We start from the raw sequence: 19,547 nt of genomic DNA on the forward strand, positions 1-19,547 counted from the left end.
GGAAACCCCAATGAACCGTAAAATTATCGTACTGGATACTACGCTGCGCGATGGAGAGCAAGTGCCGGGAGCGAAATTAAATATGCAGCAAAAATTGGAAATCGCCCAGCAGTTGAAGAGACTGAACGTGGATATTATCGAGGCCGGATTTCCGGCATCGTCTGCCGGCGATTTTCAGGCGGTCCAGGAAATTGCCCGCAGCGTAGGCGACAGCGTCTCGATTACGGCACTCGGCCGGGCGGTGAAGAGCGATATCGACGCCGTCTACGAAAGCATCAAGCTGGCGCAAAATCCGCTGATCCATATTGTGCTCGGCACCTCCAACATTCACGTGGAGAAAAAATTCAATCGTTCCAAGGATGCCGTTATGCAAATGGGCGTCGATGCGGTCAAATACGCCAGAACGCTGCTTCCTCATGTGCAGTATTCGACGGAGGACGCTTCGCGCTCGGAATTCGAATATTTGTGGAGCACAATCGAGGCCGTCGTCAAAGCGGGAGCTACGATGATCAACGTGCCGGACACGGTCGGCTTTGCGGTGCCGGAGGAATTCGGCGAGCTGATCCGCAAAATCAACGACAGACTGAAAAACTTGAACGATAAGGTCGTTCTGAGCGTTCACTGCCACAACGATCTCGGGATGGCGACGGCCAATACGCTGAGCGCGATCAAAAACGGCGCCGAAAAGGTCGAGTGCACGATCAACGGGCTGGGCGAGAGAGCGGGCAACACGTCGCTTGAGGAAGTGGTCATGGGACTGAAGGTAAGGGAGTCGTTCTACCGATGCCGCACGGATATCAAGACGACCGAGCTGCTCCGGACGTCCCGGCTGGTCAGCCATCTGACCGGACTCGACGTGCAGGTGAACAAAGCGATTACCGGCGAGAACGCCTTCGCGCATTCGTCCGGCATCCATCAGGACGGTCTGCTCAAAGATAAGCAGGTATACGAGATTATGTCGCCAGAGGACGTCGGCGCCGAAAGCATGGAGCTGATCCTGACGGCCCGATCCGGACGCCACGCCTTCAAAAATGCGGTGGAGAAGATGGGCTTCGACACGTCCGACGCAGCGGATTTCGAGCAGCTGTTCCAGAAGTTCCTGACGCTCGCCGATGCCAAAAAAGAAGTGTACGATCATGACGTGTTTTATTTGGTGACCAATCACCGAACGATCGAGCAAAGCGAAAGCCAGCTGTACATGCTGGAATCGTTCCAGGTCATCAGCAGCGATCAGACGCCTACGGCAACGGTCAAATTGAAAAAGGGCGGGGAGTCGATCGTCGGCAGCTGTGTCGGGGACGGACCGATCGACGCTTTGTACAGTGTCATTAAATCGCTCGTCGGCCTGGACGTGCAGCTCAAAGATTATAAAATCAACAGCTTGTCCCGGGGCAAGGAAGCGATCGGCCGGGTCAACATCCGGATTGAATACGAAGGCAAGACGTATTCGGGCCGCGCGATGGACACCGATATTATCAAAGCAAGCGCGAACGCCTTCCTGAACGGGATCAACGCGATCGTGCTGGAACTGGTCAAAGCTTGATCGACGTCCTGCGGACGAAATGAGAAAGAGCCCCCGAAACGGATTTCGGCAAGGCTCTTTCTGTTTGTTTGGATGATGGGACCGGGCTTATTCGCGAGGCGGTGTCCGGCCATTGGAAAGAGGAGTTACCCGATAAGTCCGGCATATTTCAATCCGTTGCGGATTCCGCCTTTGTCCACATGAGTTGTGACGTAGTCCGCATACGGCTTCAATTCCTCGTGGGAGTTGTCCATTGCGATTCCGAGACCGACCAGGGAGAGCATTTCTTTGTCGTTCAGACCGTCACCGAACGCTACCGCGGCTTCGGGGCTTATCCCTAGATGGGCCAGAAACGCTTCAATCCCTTGCGCCTTGGAGCGGTCGTCCGGGATAACGTCCATCGCCTTCTCGTGCCAGCGGATCAGCTTCAGTCCCGGAACGGCCTGGTCGTACAACGGTTCCTCGGCCGTCTCGCAGTGGAGAAACAGCTGGTAGATCGACTGCTTCTTCCAGAAATCCGGGTCATGCCCGGGGAGATCGACCCGCAGCGAGGTGACGGATTCGATCATAAACGGATCGGCTTCGTTGTTCGTATAGAAGGCGTCATGGCCTTCGAAAACGAGGCTGTGCCGGTGTTTGGCGGCAACGCCGACGAAACGTTCGACACTCTCTCGCGGAATTTCCCTGCTGAAAATCGGCTTCCCCTTATAGACCACATATGCGCCGTTTAAGCTGATGTAAGAGTCGATGCCAAGCTTCTCGGCCAAGGGGGTGAAAAAGTAAGGGGCTCTTCCGGTCGCGATGACGGTTTCGATTCCCCGGCTTTGCAGCTCGCGTATGGCGTCGACCGTATCCTGCGGAATCTGTTTCTGTTCATCGACCAGGGTGCCGTCGATATCGAAAAATACGATTTGATAAGACATGAGCGCTTCTCTTCTCCTGTTCTCCTATAAGGGTCCGGAGGAGGCCGATCGGCCTTCCCCGGAGCATCTTGCTACGTATTGGTATCGTTTTACAGCTGCGGCTTGGGCTCAATCGCTTCCATCCCGTACATATACGGCCGCAGCGCCGGCGGAATATAAATCGAGCCGTCCTCGCGCTGGTGATTTTCCAGCAGCGGGATCAGGATGCGCGGCGATGCGACGGCCGTATTGTTCAAGGTATGGCACATTTGCAGCTTGCCGTCCTCGTCCCGATACCGGATATTGGCGCGGCGCGCCTGGAATTCGCGCACGTTGGACGACGAATGCGTCTCGCCGTAGCCGTCCCGGCTCGGCATCCAGGTCTCGATGTCGTATTGCTTGTAGTTTTTTTGCCCCATGTCGCCGGTACAGACGGCCACGATGCGGTAAGGCAGCTCCAGCATCGTCAGCAGCTCCTCGGCGTTGCCGGTAATTTCCTGGAGCATACGTTCCGAGACGTCGTCCTCTCCCCGGCACAAGATCACCTGCTCCACCTTGGCGAATTGGTGGACGCGGTACAGCCCGCGCACATCCCGTCCGGCCGAGCCAATCTCGCGGCGGAAACAGTTCGAGACGGCGGCCAGCCGGATCGGCTCGGCGACGTCCACGATTTCATCGGCGTAATAACCGATCAGCGACGCCTCCGATGTACCGACCAGCCATTTGTTGTCTTCCGGCAGCCGGAACGTCTGCTCTTGACCACCCGGGAAAAATCCGGCGACGTTTAACGTTTCTTCACGGACGAGCAGCGGCACGTCCATAACGGTAAAGCCTTTGCGTACGAGCAGATCGAGCGCCAGCTGCTGAACGGCGCGGTGCAGGTGCAGTCCCGCGTCTTTCAAATAATAGTTGCGGCTTCCGGCCGTCTTGACCCCGCGGGGAATATCGATCAGCCCCAGCATCTCCCCGAGCGTCACATGATCTTTCGGCTCGAAAGCAAATGTTGCCGGCGTGCCGACTCGTTTGACCTCGACATTATCCGCATCCGTCGCTCCCACCGGCGTATCCGGGGATACGATATTCGGCACGAGCTGCATAAGCCTGCGAAATTGCTGCTCCAGCCCGGCGAGCACCGGCTCGTTCTCCGCCAGCTCGAGCCCTACGGCTTTCGCCTGCTCTTTCAACCGCTCGGCCCCGGTCTTGTTGCCCGCGCGCATCTGCCGGGGGATGTCCTCCGACAGCCGGTTGCGTTCCTGGCGAAGCCGTTCGACTTCGGCCAGCATTTTTCTTCGTTCCTCATCCGTTCGAAGCAGCTCTTCGATCGACACTTCGATTCGTTTCTGCTCGGCCGTTTGCTGCAGCTGCAGCTGATTCTCCCTAATAAACCGGATGTCCAGCATAGTGGTCCACGTCCTTTCGTTGTCCGAAAAAATGCAAAAAGCGCCCCCGTCATTTGGGACGAGGAGCGCTTTACACCCGCGGTGCCACCCAATTTGACCGGTTGCCCGGTCCGCTTGGTTCCGCGGTAACGGGGCGGTTCCCGGTATGCTTAGAGGACATGCGGCCGTATCGGAATCGGGTCCGATACGCAAGATCGGGGAGCTGCTTCGAACGAAACAGACCCGGATGAAGTCCCGGTCGCAAACGCCTCCGAGTTGGATTCTCGTCATCGGCCTAATGCGTTTGTTTAATTTTGAAATATTGTACTGCATCCGCCTTCCACTGTCAATGCCGGATTGCCTGGAACGGCCGCCGGTTTTCCTATAAAATGGTGATGAGCATTCGGTGCGATGATGAAGTTCAACGCGTCAGTCAGCCGATCGATACCGGGTTCGCTTCGGCAACCGGCCGCTCCCTTGATTTTGGACACAAAAGATTCAACTTTGAAGCGAAACTGCCATAGGGGCGCAGCGTATATATAACGGCTGACAAAACAGCGGAACAACCCCTGGGAAAACGCTTGCAACAAATCGGGGAAGCGGGCATAATGAATACAGCTTCCGCTCCGATCAAGCTGTGAATATAACGATAGAAAGAGGTGCAGCGGCTCTATGAAATCCATCACCGTCCAAGATCTAGTCAACCGATTTCACTTGGAAATACTTGCCGGGCATTCGCAATTGCACCGAACGATCAGCAAATCCCGGGTTCACCGTCCAGGGCTCGAATTCGTCGGGTATTTCGATTTTTTCCCGCAGCAGCGGGTGCAGGTGCTTGGCCGCAAAGAAATCACATACTTACACAAACAGACCGAAGATGAGCGGGATTCCCGCATCGGCTCGGTCGTACAATACCACCCGCCGTGTTTCGTCGTAACCTGGAACCAGGAAATGGAAGGATTGCGTTATCTGATCGCGCATTGCGAGCGGGAAGGCATCCCGCTGCTGCGCACGGCGGAGCAGACGACCAAATGGATCGGCATGGCGGACGTTTTCCTGACGAAGATGCTCGCTCAGGAAATTCAAGTGCACGGCGTCTGCGTGAACGTCGCCGGCATCGGGATTCTGCTTCGCGGCAAATCGGGAATCGGCAAAAGCGAAACGGCGCTGTCGCTGATCCGCCGCGGCCACCGGCTCGTCGCCGACGACGCCGTCGTCCTGCGGAGAATCGGTCCGGAGACGATTATCGGCACGCATGACGGCAAGACGAAGGAGTTTCTCGCCTTGCGAAGCGTCGGCCTGATTAACGTCGCCCGGATCTACGGCCGGGGGGCATTCCAGGACGAGACCCGGATCGTGCTCGATATCGAGCTGACGCCGTGGAAGGAAAACGAGCTGTACAACGACCTCGATATGACGCCGAAGACGTCTTCCTATATGGAGGTCGACATCCCGTACATCCAAATATCGCTTCAGCCGGGCCGCGACGTCGCAGGACTTGTCGAAGCCGCCGCGAACAACTGGTCGCTCCGCTTGCAGGGCTACAGCGCGGCCGAGGAATTCATGCAGCGGATCGAGGCGTTCACCCAGCAGCAACAGCAGCATAAATAAAAGCTCCGCCGTAATTGGGGATAACGGCCATAGCATTAAAGGAGGAGGGCCGTCCCAAAAGTGTGCGTTTGATAGGGCAGTATCCCCATTTCCAAATGAAAGGACCTCAAGTTCCACGGTACAGTGGAGGCTGAGGTCCTTTTTCATGAGGAAAATCGGTTCTGGGTGGAGACCCACCGGCCCTATACAGGATCTATACATGCGCAAGGCATTATTGTATGATGAAGCCCAGTCCACAACGCGTATCAAGGAGAAGGGGAAACATGAAGTTCAGACGAAGAGAGCTGTCCATTAAGCAGAAGTTAATCTTGTTTTTCCTCGTATTTTTTTGCACGCCGTTTCTAATTATCAGTTGGATCTGGTACGCCAAATCGACCGAAACGATCGAGAGCAACGCGATTTATTATAATCAGGCGTATATCGGGCAGTTGAACGGCCGGTTTGAAGAATATTTCGAGCGGATGAAGGTCGAGACGCAGACGCTGCCGGGGTATTCGCTTATCCAGGAATTCGTCACCGTCGATCCTGACAACTCCTACGAGCTGTTTCAGCTCAAAGAACGGATCAGCCGCGACTTATACCCGAGCATTGCATACCGGAACAAAGAGCTTGTCGGTTTTTTCATGTACTCGGTGAAAGGTGCGATGCTGGGGGATGCTTCCGTCGGCGAATGGAGCCAGCCGTTTCGCGATTCGGACGATCACGAAGAAGGATTCAAGGTCGTCGGCATCCAGCAGGTTCGCGGTGTCCCGGTCGTGCTGCTCAATCGCAATATTTACGATACGGTCACGTACAAGTTCGCGGGTTCGATCGTATTCGCTTTCTCGCTGGAGCACATCTTGAACCTGAACGATTCCACCGCCTTCGGCAAACCGAGAAATATCGCGATCGCAGACGAGACGTTCCGCTTCCTCTACCATCCCGCCGCCGGCAAATGGGGGGCGCTCGTTCCGGAAGCGTGGACCAGCAGCATGACCGGTCAAAACGGTTATTTCGTCGACCGGACGGCACAAGGAAAACAAATCGTCGTGTACAGCGAGTCGGAGTTTACCGGGCTGACGATGATTTCCGAAGTGCCGCTGGACGAGCTCGTCGGAAATTTCTCGCAGCTGCGCACGGCGACGATCGTCATCGGGGTGGTGGTTCTGCTGCTGGCGTCGCTGACGTTTAACAAAATGCTGCTGGAGATCAAGCGGCTGGTCGAAGTGATCCATACGTCCCGCTTGAAGCATAAAGAGATGGAGCTGAGGCAGAGAGAAGCGATGTTCCAGGCGCTGCAATCACAGATCAACCCGCATTTCCTGTACAACAGTCTGGAAATTATTAATTCCTACGCGATTTTGGCCAAAGCGAAGCCGATCAGCCAGATGACGGTGCAGCTTGCGAACATGTTCCGCTACAGCGTGAGCGACCCGCAAAGCGTCGTTCCGCTGCGCGACGAGATCGGGCACATCCGCAACTATTTACGAATTTTGGAGGAACGATACGAAAACTTGCGGGTAGAAATTCGGCTGGACGAGGCCGACCTCGATCAGGTTGCGCTGTATCGTCTGACGCTGCAGCCGATTATCGAGAACGCCATCTACCACGCTTACGAGAAAAACGGTCTCCACCCCGGTTCGCTATCGGTCGCTGGAGTGCGCCGGGAATCGCTTTTCTCGCTTCAGGTAGAGGACCGCGGCATCGGAATGGACCCGCAGCTGATGGCGAGGTACAACGACGCGTTCGAAGCGATTACCGAGCAGGAAGTGCCCGTATCGGCCCGGCCTTTTCCGGGCATCGGGCTATGGAACGTTCACAGCCGTCTCCGGCTCGCATTCGGCTCTCCTTACGGGCTGCATATTGTCCGTTCCGGGCGGGAGGGGACGTTGCTGGAAATCCGGCTGCCTTATCCGGTTCATCCAAATAAGTGAAAAACTCATAATTTCGTAGATTAAACCATGGGGAAACCGGACTCCCGTTGCTATAATCAGGGCTGAGCAACAAATTGGGTCTATTCATCCTAGGGGAGGTACGGCAAAAAGAATGAACAAAAAAACAGTATGGCTCGCGTCGGCCTGTCTCGTACTGGCGTCGGCATCGCTGACGGCGTGCGGGGATTCCAAGCCGGAATCGGGCGGAGATAGCGGGGACGGCAAACCGGCCGTGAGCAAAACGATCCGCGTGCTGACGACGGACGGCGGCAACGTATTCGCCACTCAGGCTCCGGCGGCGGAGAAAGAGAAATATTACAAAGAGCTGAACCGCTTATCCGGCTTCGATATCCGTCACGAGCTGTTGACCTGGGGAGGCGGCGCCGACTACAACCAGCAGTTGTCCCTCCGCTTCGCGACCGGAGAAATGTCGGACCTGATGATGACGAGCAGCATTTATTCGAACGTCCACGCAGGCGCCGTTGACCAGAACGTATTTCTTCCGCTCGATGATCTCATCGCCAAACACGGCAAAAACTTGAAGAGCAGCATTCCCGAAGTGGCATGGAACAGCCCGAGAGTGAAGAAAAACGGCGTTACTTACGGCATCCCGATCGTATCCGCGGCGCCGGCTTCACGCGTAATCTTCATTCGTCAGGATTGGCTCAAAAAACTGAACATGGAAACGCCCAAAACGCTGGACGATTTCCTGAAATTCGCCGAAGGCGTCAAGAAAAACGATATGAACGGAGACGGCAACCCGGACAACGAATATGCACTGGCGCTCACCGACAATCTGGGCTGGAACGACGTCTTCACCGGCTCGTTCGGAGTAAGGCCGGACGCTTGGCAGATGCGCAACGGGCGGCTGGAGCCGGACTTCATTCAGCCGGAGATGAAGGAAGCGATCGCTTTTTATAAGAAGCTGTATGACAACGGTTACATCCATAAAGATTTCGTAACGAAAAAGCAGTCCGACCGGATGACCGACATTTATAAAGGGTACTACGGGGCTTATGGCGCGGCGGCGAACCAGTACCGGTCGTTTACGGACAAAGCCAAATACGTCAACCAGCCGGATGCCGAGACGACGATGATTGCTCCGCCTAAAGGACCGCGCGGTGAAGCTTATTTCGAGCCTCAGTCCGAGCAGATCGACTTCGTATGGGTTATCCCGTCCAAGACGAAAGATCCCGAAGCCGTGATCCAATATTTGGACTGGGCATGGGGCAGCGACGAAGGCAAGAAGTTTTTCGCGTTCGGCATCAAGGATCACAACTACAAAGAAGAGGGCGGCAAAGTCGTCTTCGACGCGGACAATCCGGTCAACACCGAAAACGGCGCGAGCGGATTTTTCCAGAAAACGATCAATCCGAAAGGCTCCGGTTCCAATACCGGTCTGCTGATGGAGCTGGTGCCGGAGGCGGAGATTATGAAAAACGGCTACAAAGCCGCCGAATCCGCCGTCTACAAGCATGCGTCGATGGGAATGCCGCAGCTCGAGTCGCTCACCGGACGTCCGGAGCTGGAAGTGAATCTGGGCGCAAACACGCTGTTCTACGATGCGTTCGTGAAGCTGGTCGTAGGGAAGGAAGAGCTGGACGCCGGCTTCGACAAGTTCGTGAAGGAATGGAAAAGCCGCGGCGGCGAAGCCGTCATCAAGGAAGCGACCGACTGGTACAATTCCAAAGGGAAATAAAAGGAAGCGGCAGGAGGCTCCAACGCAGTTGCGGTTCTGGAGGGGCCTCCCTTCTTTTACCCATTATCCCGCATACGAGATGAATTTGCATACGATCTAAAGGAAGGAGACTCGCTTTTGCTCCGCAAACTGAAAGGTTCCGACTCTGTCGTTTTGTTTCTGATCGCCCTGCCCGCCCTGCTTCATTTTCTGATTTTCAAGTACATCCCGCTTGCGGGAAATATCATCGCGTTCCAGGACTACAACTTGTTCCAGGGCGTCTTCCACAGCAAGTGGGTCGGGTTCAAACATTTTATTTTCATGTTCCAGTACCCGGAATTTCTGATGGTGCTGAAAAATACGTTGAAATTCGGTTTGTATTCCCTCCTGTTCGGTTTCCCGGCTCCGCTTCTTCTGGCGCTGTTCCTGAATGAAATCCGGTTAACCTGGTTTAAGCGGTCGATGCAGACGCTGTTGTATCTTCCGCATTTCTTGTCGTGGATTATCGTCGGAGGTATCTTCGTCGAGCTGCTGGCCGCCGAAGGCATGATGAACCGCCTGCTCGCCGGCTTTGGAATCGGGCCGTTGTCGTTTCTGACCGAGCCGCAATACTTTTACGGCGTCGTGATCAGCGCCGGCATCTGGAAGGAAGTCGGCTGGTCGATGATTATTTATTTGGCCGCCATCGCAGGCATTAACCCGAACTTGTATGAAGCGGCGGTCGTAGACGGGGCGGGGCGCTGGCGCAAAATGTGGAGCATCACGCTGCCGTCGCTTATGCCGACGATTATCGTGCTGTTTCTGCTGCGGATCGGCAACTTGCTGGACGCCAATGTCGAGCAGGTGCTGTTCTTTCTGAACCCGCTGGTCCGGGAAGTCGGAGAGGTATTCGATACGTACGTATACCGCGTCGGTTTGACAGGCGGCCAATACAGTTATACGACGGCGATCGGCATGTTCAAGGCGGTAATCGGCGTTTTGCTGGTCGTCACTTTGAATAAAGTAAGTCAGAAGACGACTGGAGAAAGCATTTATTAATAGCCGGAGGATAACAGCATGAGAAGCAGGCGTTCGGAATCGATATTCCAGTTTTTTAACTCGGCGGTCATTCTGATCATCAGTCTGACGATGATCGCGCCGATGGTTCACCTGGTCGCGGTCTCCTTGAGCGATCCCGTTTATGCGGGAGCGAAGCTCGTCTATTTGTGGCCGAAAGGTTTTTTTCTGGACGTGTACCAGACTTTATTCCGGATGAACGATATGTGGCGGGCGATGGGCGTAAGCATCTACATTACGGTTGCAGGTACGGTGCTTTGTCTCGCGCTTACCGCTTCACTGGCCTATACGCTGTCGAGACCGCAAATGCCGGGTCGGACGTTGATTATGAGGCTCGTTTTGTTTTCCTTCATTTTCCCGATTCCGCTGATCCCGACCTTTCTTGTCATTAAAGGGATGGGCATGATGAACACGCTCTGGTCGCTTATTATTCCGGGGGCGCTGGGCGCTTATTACGTTTTTATAATGAAGACTTTTTTCCAGGGCGTGTCCAAGGAATTGATCGAGGCGGCCAAAATCGACGGCTGCGGCGAATTCAGCGTCTTTATCCGCATCGTTTTGCCCATCTCCAAGGCGGTACTCGCTACGATCGCGCTGTTCCATGCCGTATCGCAGTGGAATGCGTATTTCGGCGCGCTGATGTACATCCGGTCGGATACGCTGTTCCCGCTCCAGCTCAAGCTGAGGAAGCTCGTTCAGAGCAGCTCGGTCGACTCCGGGCTGGACAACAGCATGTTTGACGCAAGCGTTATACAGACGCCGGAGATGATGAAGGCGGGGGCGATCATCTTTTCGACCTTGCCGATTTTAATCGTATATCCGTTTTTGCAAAAGTATTTTGTGAAGGGCGCTATGCTGGGCTCATTAAAGGAATAGCAATTTTTACAAGCAGGCGATACATGCCTCTTCATTGAAACCGGGCCCGATCAGACGTTATTCTAGTAGAATACAGCACGTATACGACAAACGTACGGCAGGAGTTGATCCGGTGCTTAAAGTAATGCTCGTCGACGATGAGCGTGTGGCCAAGCGCAGCATGCGCGCGCTCATTGAGACAGAACTATCGGGCTTCTGCATCGCAGCGGAAGCAAGCGACGGGGAAAGCGCGCTCCAGGCCGCAGAGCTACACCGGCCGGATATCGTCATTACGGACATCCGCATGCCCGGTATGGACGGCCTCGCCTTAATCCGGGAGCTTGGCGAGCGGAAGCATACCGCGGAGTTTATTATCGTCTCCGGGTACGGGGATTTCAGCTACGCGCAGAAGGCGCTTCGCTTCGGAGTGACGGATTATTTGCTGAAGCCGATTGATTCCGATTATTTCCTATCCGTGATGCACACTGTACGGGATCGTCTGATGCGGCGGACGGCCGCGAGTTTCGACTATGCGACGGATGAGGATGGAGCCGCAGGCCAGCCGAAGCATCCGATGATGAAAGAAGCGCTGGCTCTGATCGCGCAGCGTTATGCCGATCCCGAGTTTTCACTGAAACAGGTGTCCGATCATTTCGGCATTTCCCCGAACTATTTCAGCACGTTGTTCAAACGGTCGATGGGCGTGTCGTTTATTCAATATTTGGTGCAGGTTCGCGTTAAGGAAGCGAAGCGGTACTTGCAGAAACCTTTCATTAAAGTGTATGAAATCGGACATTTCGTCGGGTTCGAGGACTATACCCACTTCTCCAAAACGTTCAAAAAGCTGAACGGCTGCTCGCCGACGGAATACCGGAAAACCGTCGAGAGCGGAGAGTGAGAAGAGCCCTCGGGCGGGCGGATACTGTCCGGCAGAGAGGAGCCGGAGGTTGTGAGATACAAGCTGGTTGCTTTGGATATGGACGGGACGTTATTGAACGACGAGAAACGGATATCCCGAGAAAATGCGGAAGCGATAGCGAAGGCTGCGGCCAGCGGAATCACCGTGATGGTGTCGACGGGCCGGGGCATTCAAAACATTCGCGCGTATACGGACGAACTGGGTTTGACGTCTCCGATCGTCGCCGTCAACGGCGCGGAAGTGTGGCGGTCGCCGGACGAGCTGCATGCGCGTTATCCGCTTGCGCCGGATACGGTCCGGCGGCTCATCCGGTCCGGCCGCGACAAGGACGTATGGTACTGGGCTTATACGACGGACGGGCTTATGACGCGGAGCAGCTGGGCCGAGCCGGAATGGGACGAGTGCGTATGGCTGAAGGTCGGTTATGCCAGCGATAATCCGGCCAAGCTTCTGGAGCTTCGCCAGTGGCTCGCGTTGGATGGGGAGATCGAGGTGACCAGCTCGAACGAGACGAATCTGGAGCTGAGTCCGGCCGGCATCACGAAAGCGAGCGGTCTCGAGCAGGTGTGCCGGCTGCTCGGCATCGGTCTGGAGCAGACCGTCGCCGTAGGAGACGGCGGCAACGATCTGTCGATGATCCGTGCGGCCGGACTCGGCGTCGCGATGGGCAACGCGCAGGAGGAAGTGAAACGGACGGCGCTCCGGGTTACCGGGACGAACGAGGAGCACGGCGTCGCACAGCTATTGCAATACGTGATGGAGTGCAATGCCGGAGCTGTCTCCGTATCAGATAATTGAACATGCAGCCGTCGGACCCGAGGAAGACGCATTTATGGCCGCTTTAATCCCAGCGGTCAGGAATGCGTCTTCTTTAGGATCGGGATGCGATGCGCCCGAGGTGCGGCAGTGGATGAAATGCAGATTGAAGCGGTGGAGAGTCCCAAGTCCAAAACTTGGATGTGGTTTCTCCATCGCGATAGGGGCCGGAATCGATGGTGACTCTCGGGTGTAGCGGAAGAGCGGCTTCCGTTATTCCCGTAAGGTACGTAACTTTCACGTTATAGCGGAAGGATGGTTTCCGTTATTTCGAATTTATATGGGGATGCAGCTATTATCAATGAAAATAACGGAACCAATTGTTCCGCTATGCTTTGATTTCCCGCTGCGATCAACAGTTAACGGAAGTAAAACTTCCGGAAGGAGCTTCACAGGCTGCATGGGGAGTTAAGTTCGCTGTTGCCCGGCTGTTCCCGCCGCTGAAATTCCCGAGTATCCCCTGTCTGCCCCATCAGCTCCCGAACTTTTTGCGGAAATCTTTCGGGCTCATCCCCATGGCCGCCTTGAATACCCGCCCGAAATGCGACAAGCTTTCGAAGCCGACGCAGTCCGCGATTTGCGTTACGTTTTTGTCCCCTGCGACGAGCAGCTTCTGGGCTTCCTTCAGACGGACGAGGTTGACATATTCGACGAACGAAAAGCCGGTCACTTTGTTGAAGATACGGCTCAAATAATGCGGATTAATATGGAACAGCTCCGATAGCAGTGTAAGCGACAGCGGCTCGGCGTAATGCTCGTTAATGTAGGCAGCGACGCCCGACACCCGCTCGAACATCGGATTGTCCGGCTCGGCGCGAAGCGGGGAGCCGGTCTGCTCGCGGATGCACCGGCCGGCGAACAGCAGCAGCTCGGTCAGCGCAATTTTGACGTAAAGCGGACTTTCCGGCGTTGGCGACTTGCTTTCCTCCAGCAGCTTGTCGATCAGCCCCTCGACTACGGCCTGCTGCTTGATGTTCAGCCGCAGCACCGGCGTATCGAAGATCGGCTTCGGGTCCCAGCCGGAGCTGCCCGCGATCGGGTCGATCAGGCCGTCGTGATATTGGATCAGCACACGCTCATGCTCTTTCGTAATCGTTTGCGTTTTGTGCAGCACGTACTTGTCGATCAGCACCAGATCGCCGGGCAAGATCCGGTACGTGCGGTCTTTGATGAAATAATATCGTTCCCCGGAAAGCATGTAGTAGATCTCGTAAGCATCGTGATAGTGATTCGCCGGCATGTTAAACGGGGTGGTCCGGTGTACTTTGTGAATATAAAACGGTTTGGGAACCAGATTCAGCCGTTCTCCGTACGTCTCGCTCATCGCTCCGCCTCCCTGCTTCCGGTCCTCACAAAAGCTGGCACTCCGCTCCTCATTTCCTAGCTTCATCCCATCTTCTCGGTGCTGAAAACTGGACTTTTTGAACTCGCACTTTAAGGACAAGATATATCGATTCTGTGAGATAAATTAGTGGATCTTCACTGTTATTATACGTATTTTTACTAATCATCATAACAGAGACCATGAGGCTTGACCAGATCGAACGGCAAATGAATAGAGGTGCCCTCCGCGCGGGAAGTGCCCGGTGCCCGGCTTGCCGACGGGTTTGCACGCCTCGGTTGACGACCCGCTACATGTCCGGCAGCTCGGCTCCCTCCCTGACCTGCAGCAGCAGACGGCGGGCTTCATGGCGGTCCATCACCTGCAATTTGTTCAGCAGCGTGGAGACGTTATTCGCGACCGTTTTGGCGCTAATCGCAAGCTTGGCGCTGATTTGGGCGTTCGTGTACCCCTCGGCTATATGCTCCAATATGTCCATTTCCCGTTTGGTCAGCTCGGACAGAGCGGGATGTACGGGCGGCTCCTTCGATTGCGAGGCGGAAAAATAGTGAATCATCCGCCCGGCGATATCCGAGCCGAACACCGCTCCGCCGCTGCCGACGATCCGGATCGACTGGAGCAGTTCGATCTCGTCCGCATCTTTCAGCACATATCCTTTGGCCCCGGCGCGCATAGCGGTAAAGACCGACTGGTCGTCGCGGAACATCGTCAGAATCAGCACCTCCGTACGCGGATGCTTTTCTTTGATCAGCCGGGTCGCCTCGATTCCGTTTATCCCCGGCATCCGGATATCCATCAGAATCAGATCCGGGTCCAGCTTGGCCGTAAGCTCCAGCGCTTCGTCGCCGGTCGAAGCTTCACCCGCCACAACCAGATCCTCCGTCGTGCGGAGCAGGTTGCGCACCCCGCTGCGAAACAGAGGATGATCGTCCGCTATTATAATATTCATTGAGTTTTCTCCTCTCCCTGCAATGGCAAAACGGCCACAATCCGCGTTCCTCCCGAATCCGGCTGCTCGATCGTACAGCGCCCGCCCAGCTCGGCCGCCCGCTCGCGGATCGACCCGAGACCGATACCGGAACCCGCACCCGCTGCCGACACCGTTCCCGGCTCCGCCAGCGGGGACCGGGCATACATCCCTTTACCGTTATCGGCGATCTCGATCATCAGCTCCCTGGACGGGGAAAGGTCGAGTCTCACCGTACATGACGTTGCCTGCGCATGCTTCAACACATTGGCAAGCGACTCGCTGACAATCCGGTAAGCCGCCACCTCGACGGCTGCAGGCAGAACGGGCAGCGCCGGCGGCGTATAAAGCCGGATGCGGAGAGGCTCATCCTCCGAACGGCCGTCCATCGGCATCGCCGGCTTGGACAGCTCGGCGATTCGTTCCCGGATGGCACCGGCCAGCCCCAGCTCATCCAGCGTGGGCGGACGAAGCTCGTGCACGAGCGTGCGGATCTCCTCCACCGTGGAGCGAATGACCAGGCGCAGCTCGGCCATCATCCGGATCGCGGCCGCCGGTTCCTTCTCGACATAGCTTTGGGCCGCCGCCGCATTCAGAGCGAGCGCCGCGAGCCGCGGAGCGAGATCGTCGTGAAGGTTGTTGCGCAGCTGCCGCCGCTCCTCTTCCCGGGCCAATACGAGCTTTTCCCGGGAATCCCGCAAATCTGCGACCAGGAGCTTCATCCCGAGCGTCATTTTTACATTTTCCAGAATCGGCCCGGCCTGGCGTTGCAGCACCTCCAAAAATTTCATATCTTCGGCGCCGAACGTTTCCCCGGGAGAGCGGCTGGCGATATGGAGCGTCCCGAGTTCCTCGCCCCGGTGAATAACCGGAAACGCGTGCAGCTCGTATACCGGCTCGCCTTCCGAGGCGATCATCGTCTCTTGCCCGTCCACGCCGATGGAGATGCCGGTATAAGGTAGGCGCAGCGCGTCTTTGACCGTCCCGACGACGGCCTTCAGCATCGCATCCGGCTCGGCCGGACGCATCAGCCGATTGCCCAGCTCGATCAAGACGGCGTACGGATCGTCGTGCCTGCCTTTCATAAGCCGGTTGATTTGGCGCTGCAGCCACTCCTTCAGCGGCGCGAAGGCGACGGCGACGACGGCGGTGGCAAGCAGGGAGACGAGAAAATGATCTTTCGTCTGGAATACCCGGCTCAGATAAAATACGGCGGCCGTGTACAGCAGCACAACGCAAACCGTAAGGGCCGCATAGACTAACGTCCGGTTCACCAAAGGATCGATATCCCACAGCTTTTTGCGCAGCACGGCGGTCATCAGCGTAACCGGAATCGCGAGCAGAACCAGATGCAGCACGCCGTTCAGCACCACATAGGTCATCGCGGAACCGTCGTGCATACTGGGATCGAACAAAAGGCTCATCGCAATAAAGCCGACGAAGCCGACGGAGACCCCGTAGACGACCCATTTGGTCTGCTGACGCTCGGCAGGGGTGGATACTCGGCGAAACCGGTATATTTGCGAATAGATCATAGCCGCCGTAAACGATACGAACCACAAAAACTGGATGAATACCGGGACGTTCAGCTTCTCCCACATCTTTCCGTCGAACATCAGGATGACCGCATCCATCAGGACGATCACTACAAAAAAGAACCGGGTCCACCGGGGTACGAAACGCCCGTTCGGAAATAAGAAAATAAATAAAGCAAGCGAAATCCAGCCGACCATCGAGACGATCATAAACCACAAATGCGCGGCCGCCGAATCCTCGGAAGCGACGACGAACAAGGAGGGAAACGAGGTGCCGAAGGAAACCATCGCAATGGCGGCGAGCAGGCCGAGCGGTTCCCGCCGGCATTTCCAGAACAAGACGGCGGAGGTTATATAAAAGACGGACGTAAAGCCCACATCGATGAGGACGAACAGCACCGCATAGGTTTCCAAAGACAAGCCGTCTCCGTCGATCGGCATCGCCGGTACGGATTTGCCGCAGCCTTCCGGGATGCAGCTTGTTACGAGTGCTGTGTAGTAACCGGGGATACTGCTCAAGTAGAGGCCGATCGTAATCAGAGCGAAGGTCAGGACAAGGAGCTGCAGGCCGAGCGATAACCGGTTATGGCGATGGCTCGCATAAGCGGTCCCGGCGGGCGGGTGAACGTCCGGTTTCATGAAGATACCTCTTTCCCGGTTATGTGAATTTCGTATATGGACGATTAGGATGGTCTGCGGTGATTGGAGCTTCTGTTTTCATTATAGCCGCCTCCCCCGCTTCCTGAATATGGGGCCGGATCATTTTCCCGTTCGGGTCAAGCATTTTCCCGAAACCGCACACCGTTTTTCCTGCGCTCGTCGGGAACCGCTGCTCTGCCCCGGAGGAATTCCCGCACGTTATGATCGGTACCGAAGCGACACGATCAGATGAGTGGAGGATGAAGCGAATGAATTTGGGACAATTGGTAAAAACGCTGGGCTGGATTTGTGTGCTGGCGGGAATCGCGCGGATCGGCATGACCCCGACGGCTATCATTTGGGGGACGGACAGCGTGCAGGAGCTGACTTTCGGATTGATCGCCTGTATTTTAATGTCGGTAGGCACCATCGTTACTTATATGGTCCAATCGGAGGAGACGGGGGGGATCGGACTGCTTGCGACACTCGGCATCATTATCGGCAATATCGTAACGACGGCGATGGTCTGGACGGTTTTCGTATTCGGCGGCCATGTGGAGATGCCGGACGGTCCGGTTGTCACGATATCCCGTGTGGTGTCGATGGCAGGGTTTCTGGGCGGTACGCTTGTTTTCGCCTATTTGACGTTCCGGGCCCGCGTTTTTCCGCGCTGGGTCGCCGGGCTGCAGCTGGCGATCGTTCTGTCGATGTTCCTTCCTCTGGAAGACAATCAGTGGTTTGCCGCGGTTTGGGGACTGGCCTATGTGGGGATGGGATATTGCATCGTGGCGGATAGGCTGAACAAGAAGACGGCTGGCGTTCATGCAGAAGGTCTGAAGATGTAACGATAATACTTGAGCAAATGGGGGTGCTCCATAGTCATTTTGCGATTTTGTGAGCTCCGCCTGGAACGGGATTTCCTCCAGAAAAAGGACCTCTGCTTCCGCATTACCGCGGAATTTGAGGTCCTTTCGATTGGAAATGGGGACGTTCCCTGTCATGAGAACTTTCGGGACACCCCCGATTGTCGTGCAGGGGGCGCCACCGATCCGGCGTTGCGGGAGACGGCTAAGCCGATCCCGCCACATCCGCAGCGGCGCGGCTCCGGCGCGGCATATGCCAGGCGGCGACGACCGCGAAGACGACGGCGCAGCCGAGATATGCGGGCGTCAAGCCGCCGGCCCAGCCCGCCAAGGCGTACGACAGCGCCGGCCCGATGGCCGAGCCGAGGTCGGTCGCGACCGAGTAGGCCGTCATGACGGCGACGACGGAAGCCGATCGGGCGGCATCGGAGGCGAGCGCGTCCATCAGCGTCGAGACGGCGGTCCCGGCGATCATGACGAGCAGCACGGCAGCGAGCCAGAGCGCGATCGGCAGCGGCCACGGCATAAGCGCGAAGCCGGCGGCCGAAGCGGCGAGTGCGGCGGCGAACAGCGGCAGCCGTCCGCGCGGGCCGTCGGACAGCCGCCCGAACCAGGAAGCGAGCAGCGGCTCGCTCGTCCAGCGAATCGCCTGCAGGACGCCGGCGAGCGCCGTGCCGCCTAGCACGATGCCGAGCAGCGTATGAGTGCCCGGATAGTTGGTATCGATGATGAGGCTGAGCGTGGCGGTTAAGACCGATTGCAGCACCGCCAGGATCAGGCCGGTTGCGACCGCTTTGCGCACGGCGCGGGATTTGTACCATAGGGGCTCCGCACCGGCTTCGGGGGCGGGAGAGCCGGTCTTGGAGCGTGACGCCGGAGCGGCGTGACCGCTTTTGGGCATCAAGGTCAGGATGGCGGGCAAGCCGGCCAGCGCCAGGACGCCGAAGGCGACGGATACCGCTTGAAGCCCGACGATGGGCGCCAGCACGCCGCCGAGCAGCATCCCGAACAGGCTGCCGATCCGGGAGATTCCGTTGTACCGGCCCATTCGGTGACCGCGGTTCGTATGATCGGAATAGGCGATAACGGTCAAATAACCGCCCATCCGCAGCAGCGACCAGGCGATCCCCCAGACGGCCCGCAGCACGAGCCAGGCGGCGAAGCCCTGAAACATCCCGTAGCCGACCGTCGTCAGCGCCCCGAGCAAGACGGCGGCGATCAGACCGGTTCGCAGCGGCATCGAATGGTACAGCCAGCCGATCAGCGGATTCAGCGGCAGCCGGACGAACCGGTTGATCGAGAGCAAAATTCCGACTTGCCATAAGGAAGTCAGCCCCGCCTCCTGCCAGTATATCGGCAATACGACGTACAGCATCGAGTCGCCGAGCAGGCAGAAGGCGGTGACGATGGAGACGATCGTAATCGGTTTTTGGTTTGCGTTTGCAGCATTGTCGGTCAATCCGTTCACTTCCGTTCCTAGACGAATCGTTCGATTAGACTATCATAATCGATCGATACGATCTTGCATAGAAGCGGTAGCGGGCCATCGC

15 protein-coding genes are annotated in these 19,547 nt (G+C 56.6%); 9 read left to right on the forward strand and 6 right to left on the reverse strand.

Annotated features, from left to right (window positions below; all coding sequences use genetic code 11):
• Positions 1–10 precede the first annotated feature (10 nt).
• A complete protein-coding gene (locus tag AC3Y2E_RS18325) occupies positions 11–1,543 on the forward strand; it encodes a 2-isopropylmalate synthase (RefSeq protein WP_379212824.1) in 1,533 nt (510 codons plus the stop codon).
• A gap of 125 nt (positions 1,544–1,668) precedes the next feature.
• Here the strand turns inward: AC3Y2E_RS18325 and AC3Y2E_RS18330 are convergent, their stop codons facing one another.
• Both AC3Y2E_RS18330 and serS read right to left on the reverse strand, forming a co-directional pair.
• A complete protein-coding gene (locus tag AC3Y2E_RS18330) occupies positions 1,669–2,445 on the reverse strand; it encodes a Cof-type HAD-IIB family hydrolase (RefSeq protein ID WP_379212826.1) in 777 nt (258 codons plus the stop codon).
• An 89-nt stretch (positions 2,446–2,534) separates the two neighbouring features.
• Positions 2,535–3,824 (reverse strand): serine--tRNA ligase, encoded by a 1,290-nt coding sequence (gene serS, locus AC3Y2E_RS18335; protein WP_379212828.1) that lies wholly within the window; start codon positions 3,822–3,824, stop codon positions 2,535–2,537.
• 651 nt (positions 3,825–4,475) lie between these two features.
• Here serS and hprK point away from each other — a divergent pair.
• From hprK to AC3Y2E_RS18370, 7 genes are all read left to right on the forward strand, one after another.
• A complete protein-coding gene (gene hprK / locus AC3Y2E_RS18340) occupies positions 4,476–5,414 on the forward strand; it encodes an HPr(Ser) kinase/phosphatase (RefSeq protein ID WP_332070263.1) in 939 nt (312 codons plus the stop codon).
• 263 nt (positions 5,415–5,677) lie between these two features.
• Entirely contained in the window at positions 5,678–7,327 is a 1,650-nt protein-coding gene (locus tag AC3Y2E_RS18345) for a sensor histidine kinase (RefSeq protein ID WP_379212831.1), read from the forward strand.
• 112 nt (positions 7,328–7,439) lie between these two features.
• Positions 7,440–9,026 (forward strand): extracellular solute-binding protein, encoded by a 1,587-nt coding sequence (locus tag AC3Y2E_RS18350; RefSeq protein ID WP_379212833.1) that lies wholly within the window; start codon positions 7,440–7,442, stop codon positions 9,024–9,026.
• A 117-nt stretch (positions 9,027–9,143) separates the two neighbouring features.
• A complete protein-coding gene (locus AC3Y2E_RS18355; protein WP_379212835.1) occupies positions 9,144–10,043 on the forward strand; it encodes an ABC transporter permease in 900 nt (299 codons plus the stop codon).
• An 18-nt stretch (positions 10,044–10,061) separates the two neighbouring features.
• On the forward strand, positions 10,062–10,937 hold the full coding sequence (locus tag AC3Y2E_RS18360; protein ID WP_379212837.1) for a carbohydrate ABC transporter permease: 876 nt from the start codon (positions 10,062–10,064) through the stop codon (positions 10,935–10,937).
• 112 nt (positions 10,938–11,049) lie between these two features.
• Positions 11,050–11,814 carry a response regulator transcription factor gene (locus tag AC3Y2E_RS18365; RefSeq protein ID WP_379212839.1) on the forward strand — a complete coding sequence of 255 codons (765 nt, stop codon included), beginning with the start codon at positions 11,050–11,052 and terminating at the stop codon, positions 11,812–11,814.
• 51 nt (positions 11,815–11,865) lie between these two features.
• Positions 11,866–12,633 (forward strand): HAD family hydrolase, encoded by a 768-nt coding sequence (locus tag AC3Y2E_RS18370; RefSeq protein ID WP_379212841.1) that lies wholly within the window; start codon positions 11,866–11,868, stop codon positions 12,631–12,633.
• A gap of 490 nt (positions 12,634–13,123) precedes the next feature.
• On the opposite strand, the gene AC3Y2E_RS18375 is transcribed toward AC3Y2E_RS18370, so the two are convergent.
• The 3 genes from AC3Y2E_RS18375 to AC3Y2E_RS18385 all read right to left on the reverse strand — a co-directional run bounded on the left by AC3Y2E_RS18375 (position 13,124) and on the right by AC3Y2E_RS18385 (position 17,134).
• Entirely contained in the window at positions 13,124–13,975 is an 852-nt protein-coding gene (locus AC3Y2E_RS18375) for a helix-turn-helix domain-containing protein (RefSeq protein WP_379212843.1), read from the reverse strand.
• A gap of 307 nt (positions 13,976–14,282) precedes the next feature.
• Entirely contained in the window at positions 14,283–14,942 is a 660-nt protein-coding gene (locus tag AC3Y2E_RS18380) for a response regulator (RefSeq protein WP_379212845.1), read from the reverse strand.
• Positions 14,939–17,134, reverse strand: coding sequence for a GAF domain-containing sensor histidine kinase (locus tag AC3Y2E_RS18385; RefSeq protein WP_379212847.1), 2,196 nt, complete (start codon positions 17,132–17,134; stop codon positions 14,939–14,941). Before AC3Y2E_RS18385 ends, AC3Y2E_RS18380 begins: the two co-directional genes overlap by 4 nt.
• Positions 17,135–17,403: 269 nt before the next feature.
• Between AC3Y2E_RS18385 and AC3Y2E_RS18390 the strand changes: the two genes are divergently transcribed.
• Positions 17,404–17,979: a hypothetical protein gene (locus AC3Y2E_RS18390; protein WP_379212849.1), complete on the forward strand. Its 576-nt coding sequence runs from the start codon at positions 17,404–17,406 to the stop codon at positions 17,977–17,979.
• Between the two features lie 223 nt (positions 17,980–18,202).
• Here AC3Y2E_RS18390 and AC3Y2E_RS18395 read toward each other — a convergent pair whose 3' ends face one another.
• Positions 18,203–19,456, reverse strand: a complete 1,254-nt coding sequence (locus AC3Y2E_RS18395; RefSeq protein WP_379212851.1) for an MFS transporter — start codon at positions 19,454–19,456, stop codon at positions 18,203–18,205.
• Between the last annotated feature and the right edge of the window lie 91 nt (positions 19,457–19,547).

Source organism: Paenibacillus sp. MAH-35 (assembly GCF_058135425.1).

Coding starts and splice junctions, on each gene's coding strand:
- AC3Y2E_RS18360 (WP_379212837.1), top strand. CDS start 10,062: ATGAGAAGCAGGCGTTCGGAATCGATATTCCAGTTTTTTAACTCGGCG.
- hprK (WP_332070263.1), top strand. CDS start 4,476: ATGAAATCCATCACCGTCCAAGATCTAGTCAACCGATTTCACTTGGAA.
- AC3Y2E_RS18380 (WP_379212845.1), bottom strand. CDS start 14,942: ATGAATATTATAATAGCGGACGATCATCCTCTGTTTCGCAGCGGGGTG.
- AC3Y2E_RS18385 (WP_379212847.1), bottom strand. CDS start 17,134: ATGAAACCGGACGTTCACCCGCCCGCCGGGACCGCTTATGCGAGCCAT.
- AC3Y2E_RS18350 (WP_379212833.1), top strand. CDS start 7,440: ATGAACAAAAAAACAGTATGGCTCGCGTCGGCCTGTCTCGTACTGGCG.
- AC3Y2E_RS18390 (WP_379212849.1), top strand. CDS start 17,404: ATGAATTTGGGACAATTGGTAAAAACGCTGGGCTGGATTTGTGTGCTG.
- AC3Y2E_RS18375 (WP_379212843.1), bottom strand. CDS start 13,975: ATGAGCGAGACGTACGGAGAACGGCTGAATCTGGTTCCCAAACCGTTT.
- AC3Y2E_RS18325 (WP_379212824.1), top strand. CDS start 11: ATGAACCGTAAAATTATCGTACTGGATACTACGCTGCGCGATGGAGAG.
- serS (WP_379212828.1), bottom strand. CDS start 3,824: ATGCTGGACATCCGGTTTATTAGGGAGAATCAGCTGCAGCTGCAGCAA.
- AC3Y2E_RS18330 (WP_379212826.1), bottom strand. CDS start 2,445: ATGTCTTATCAAATCGTATTTTTCGATATCGACGGCACCCTGGTCGAT.
- AC3Y2E_RS18345 (WP_379212831.1), top strand. CDS start 5,678: ATGAAGTTCAGACGAAGAGAGCTGTCCATTAAGCAGAAGTTAATCTTG.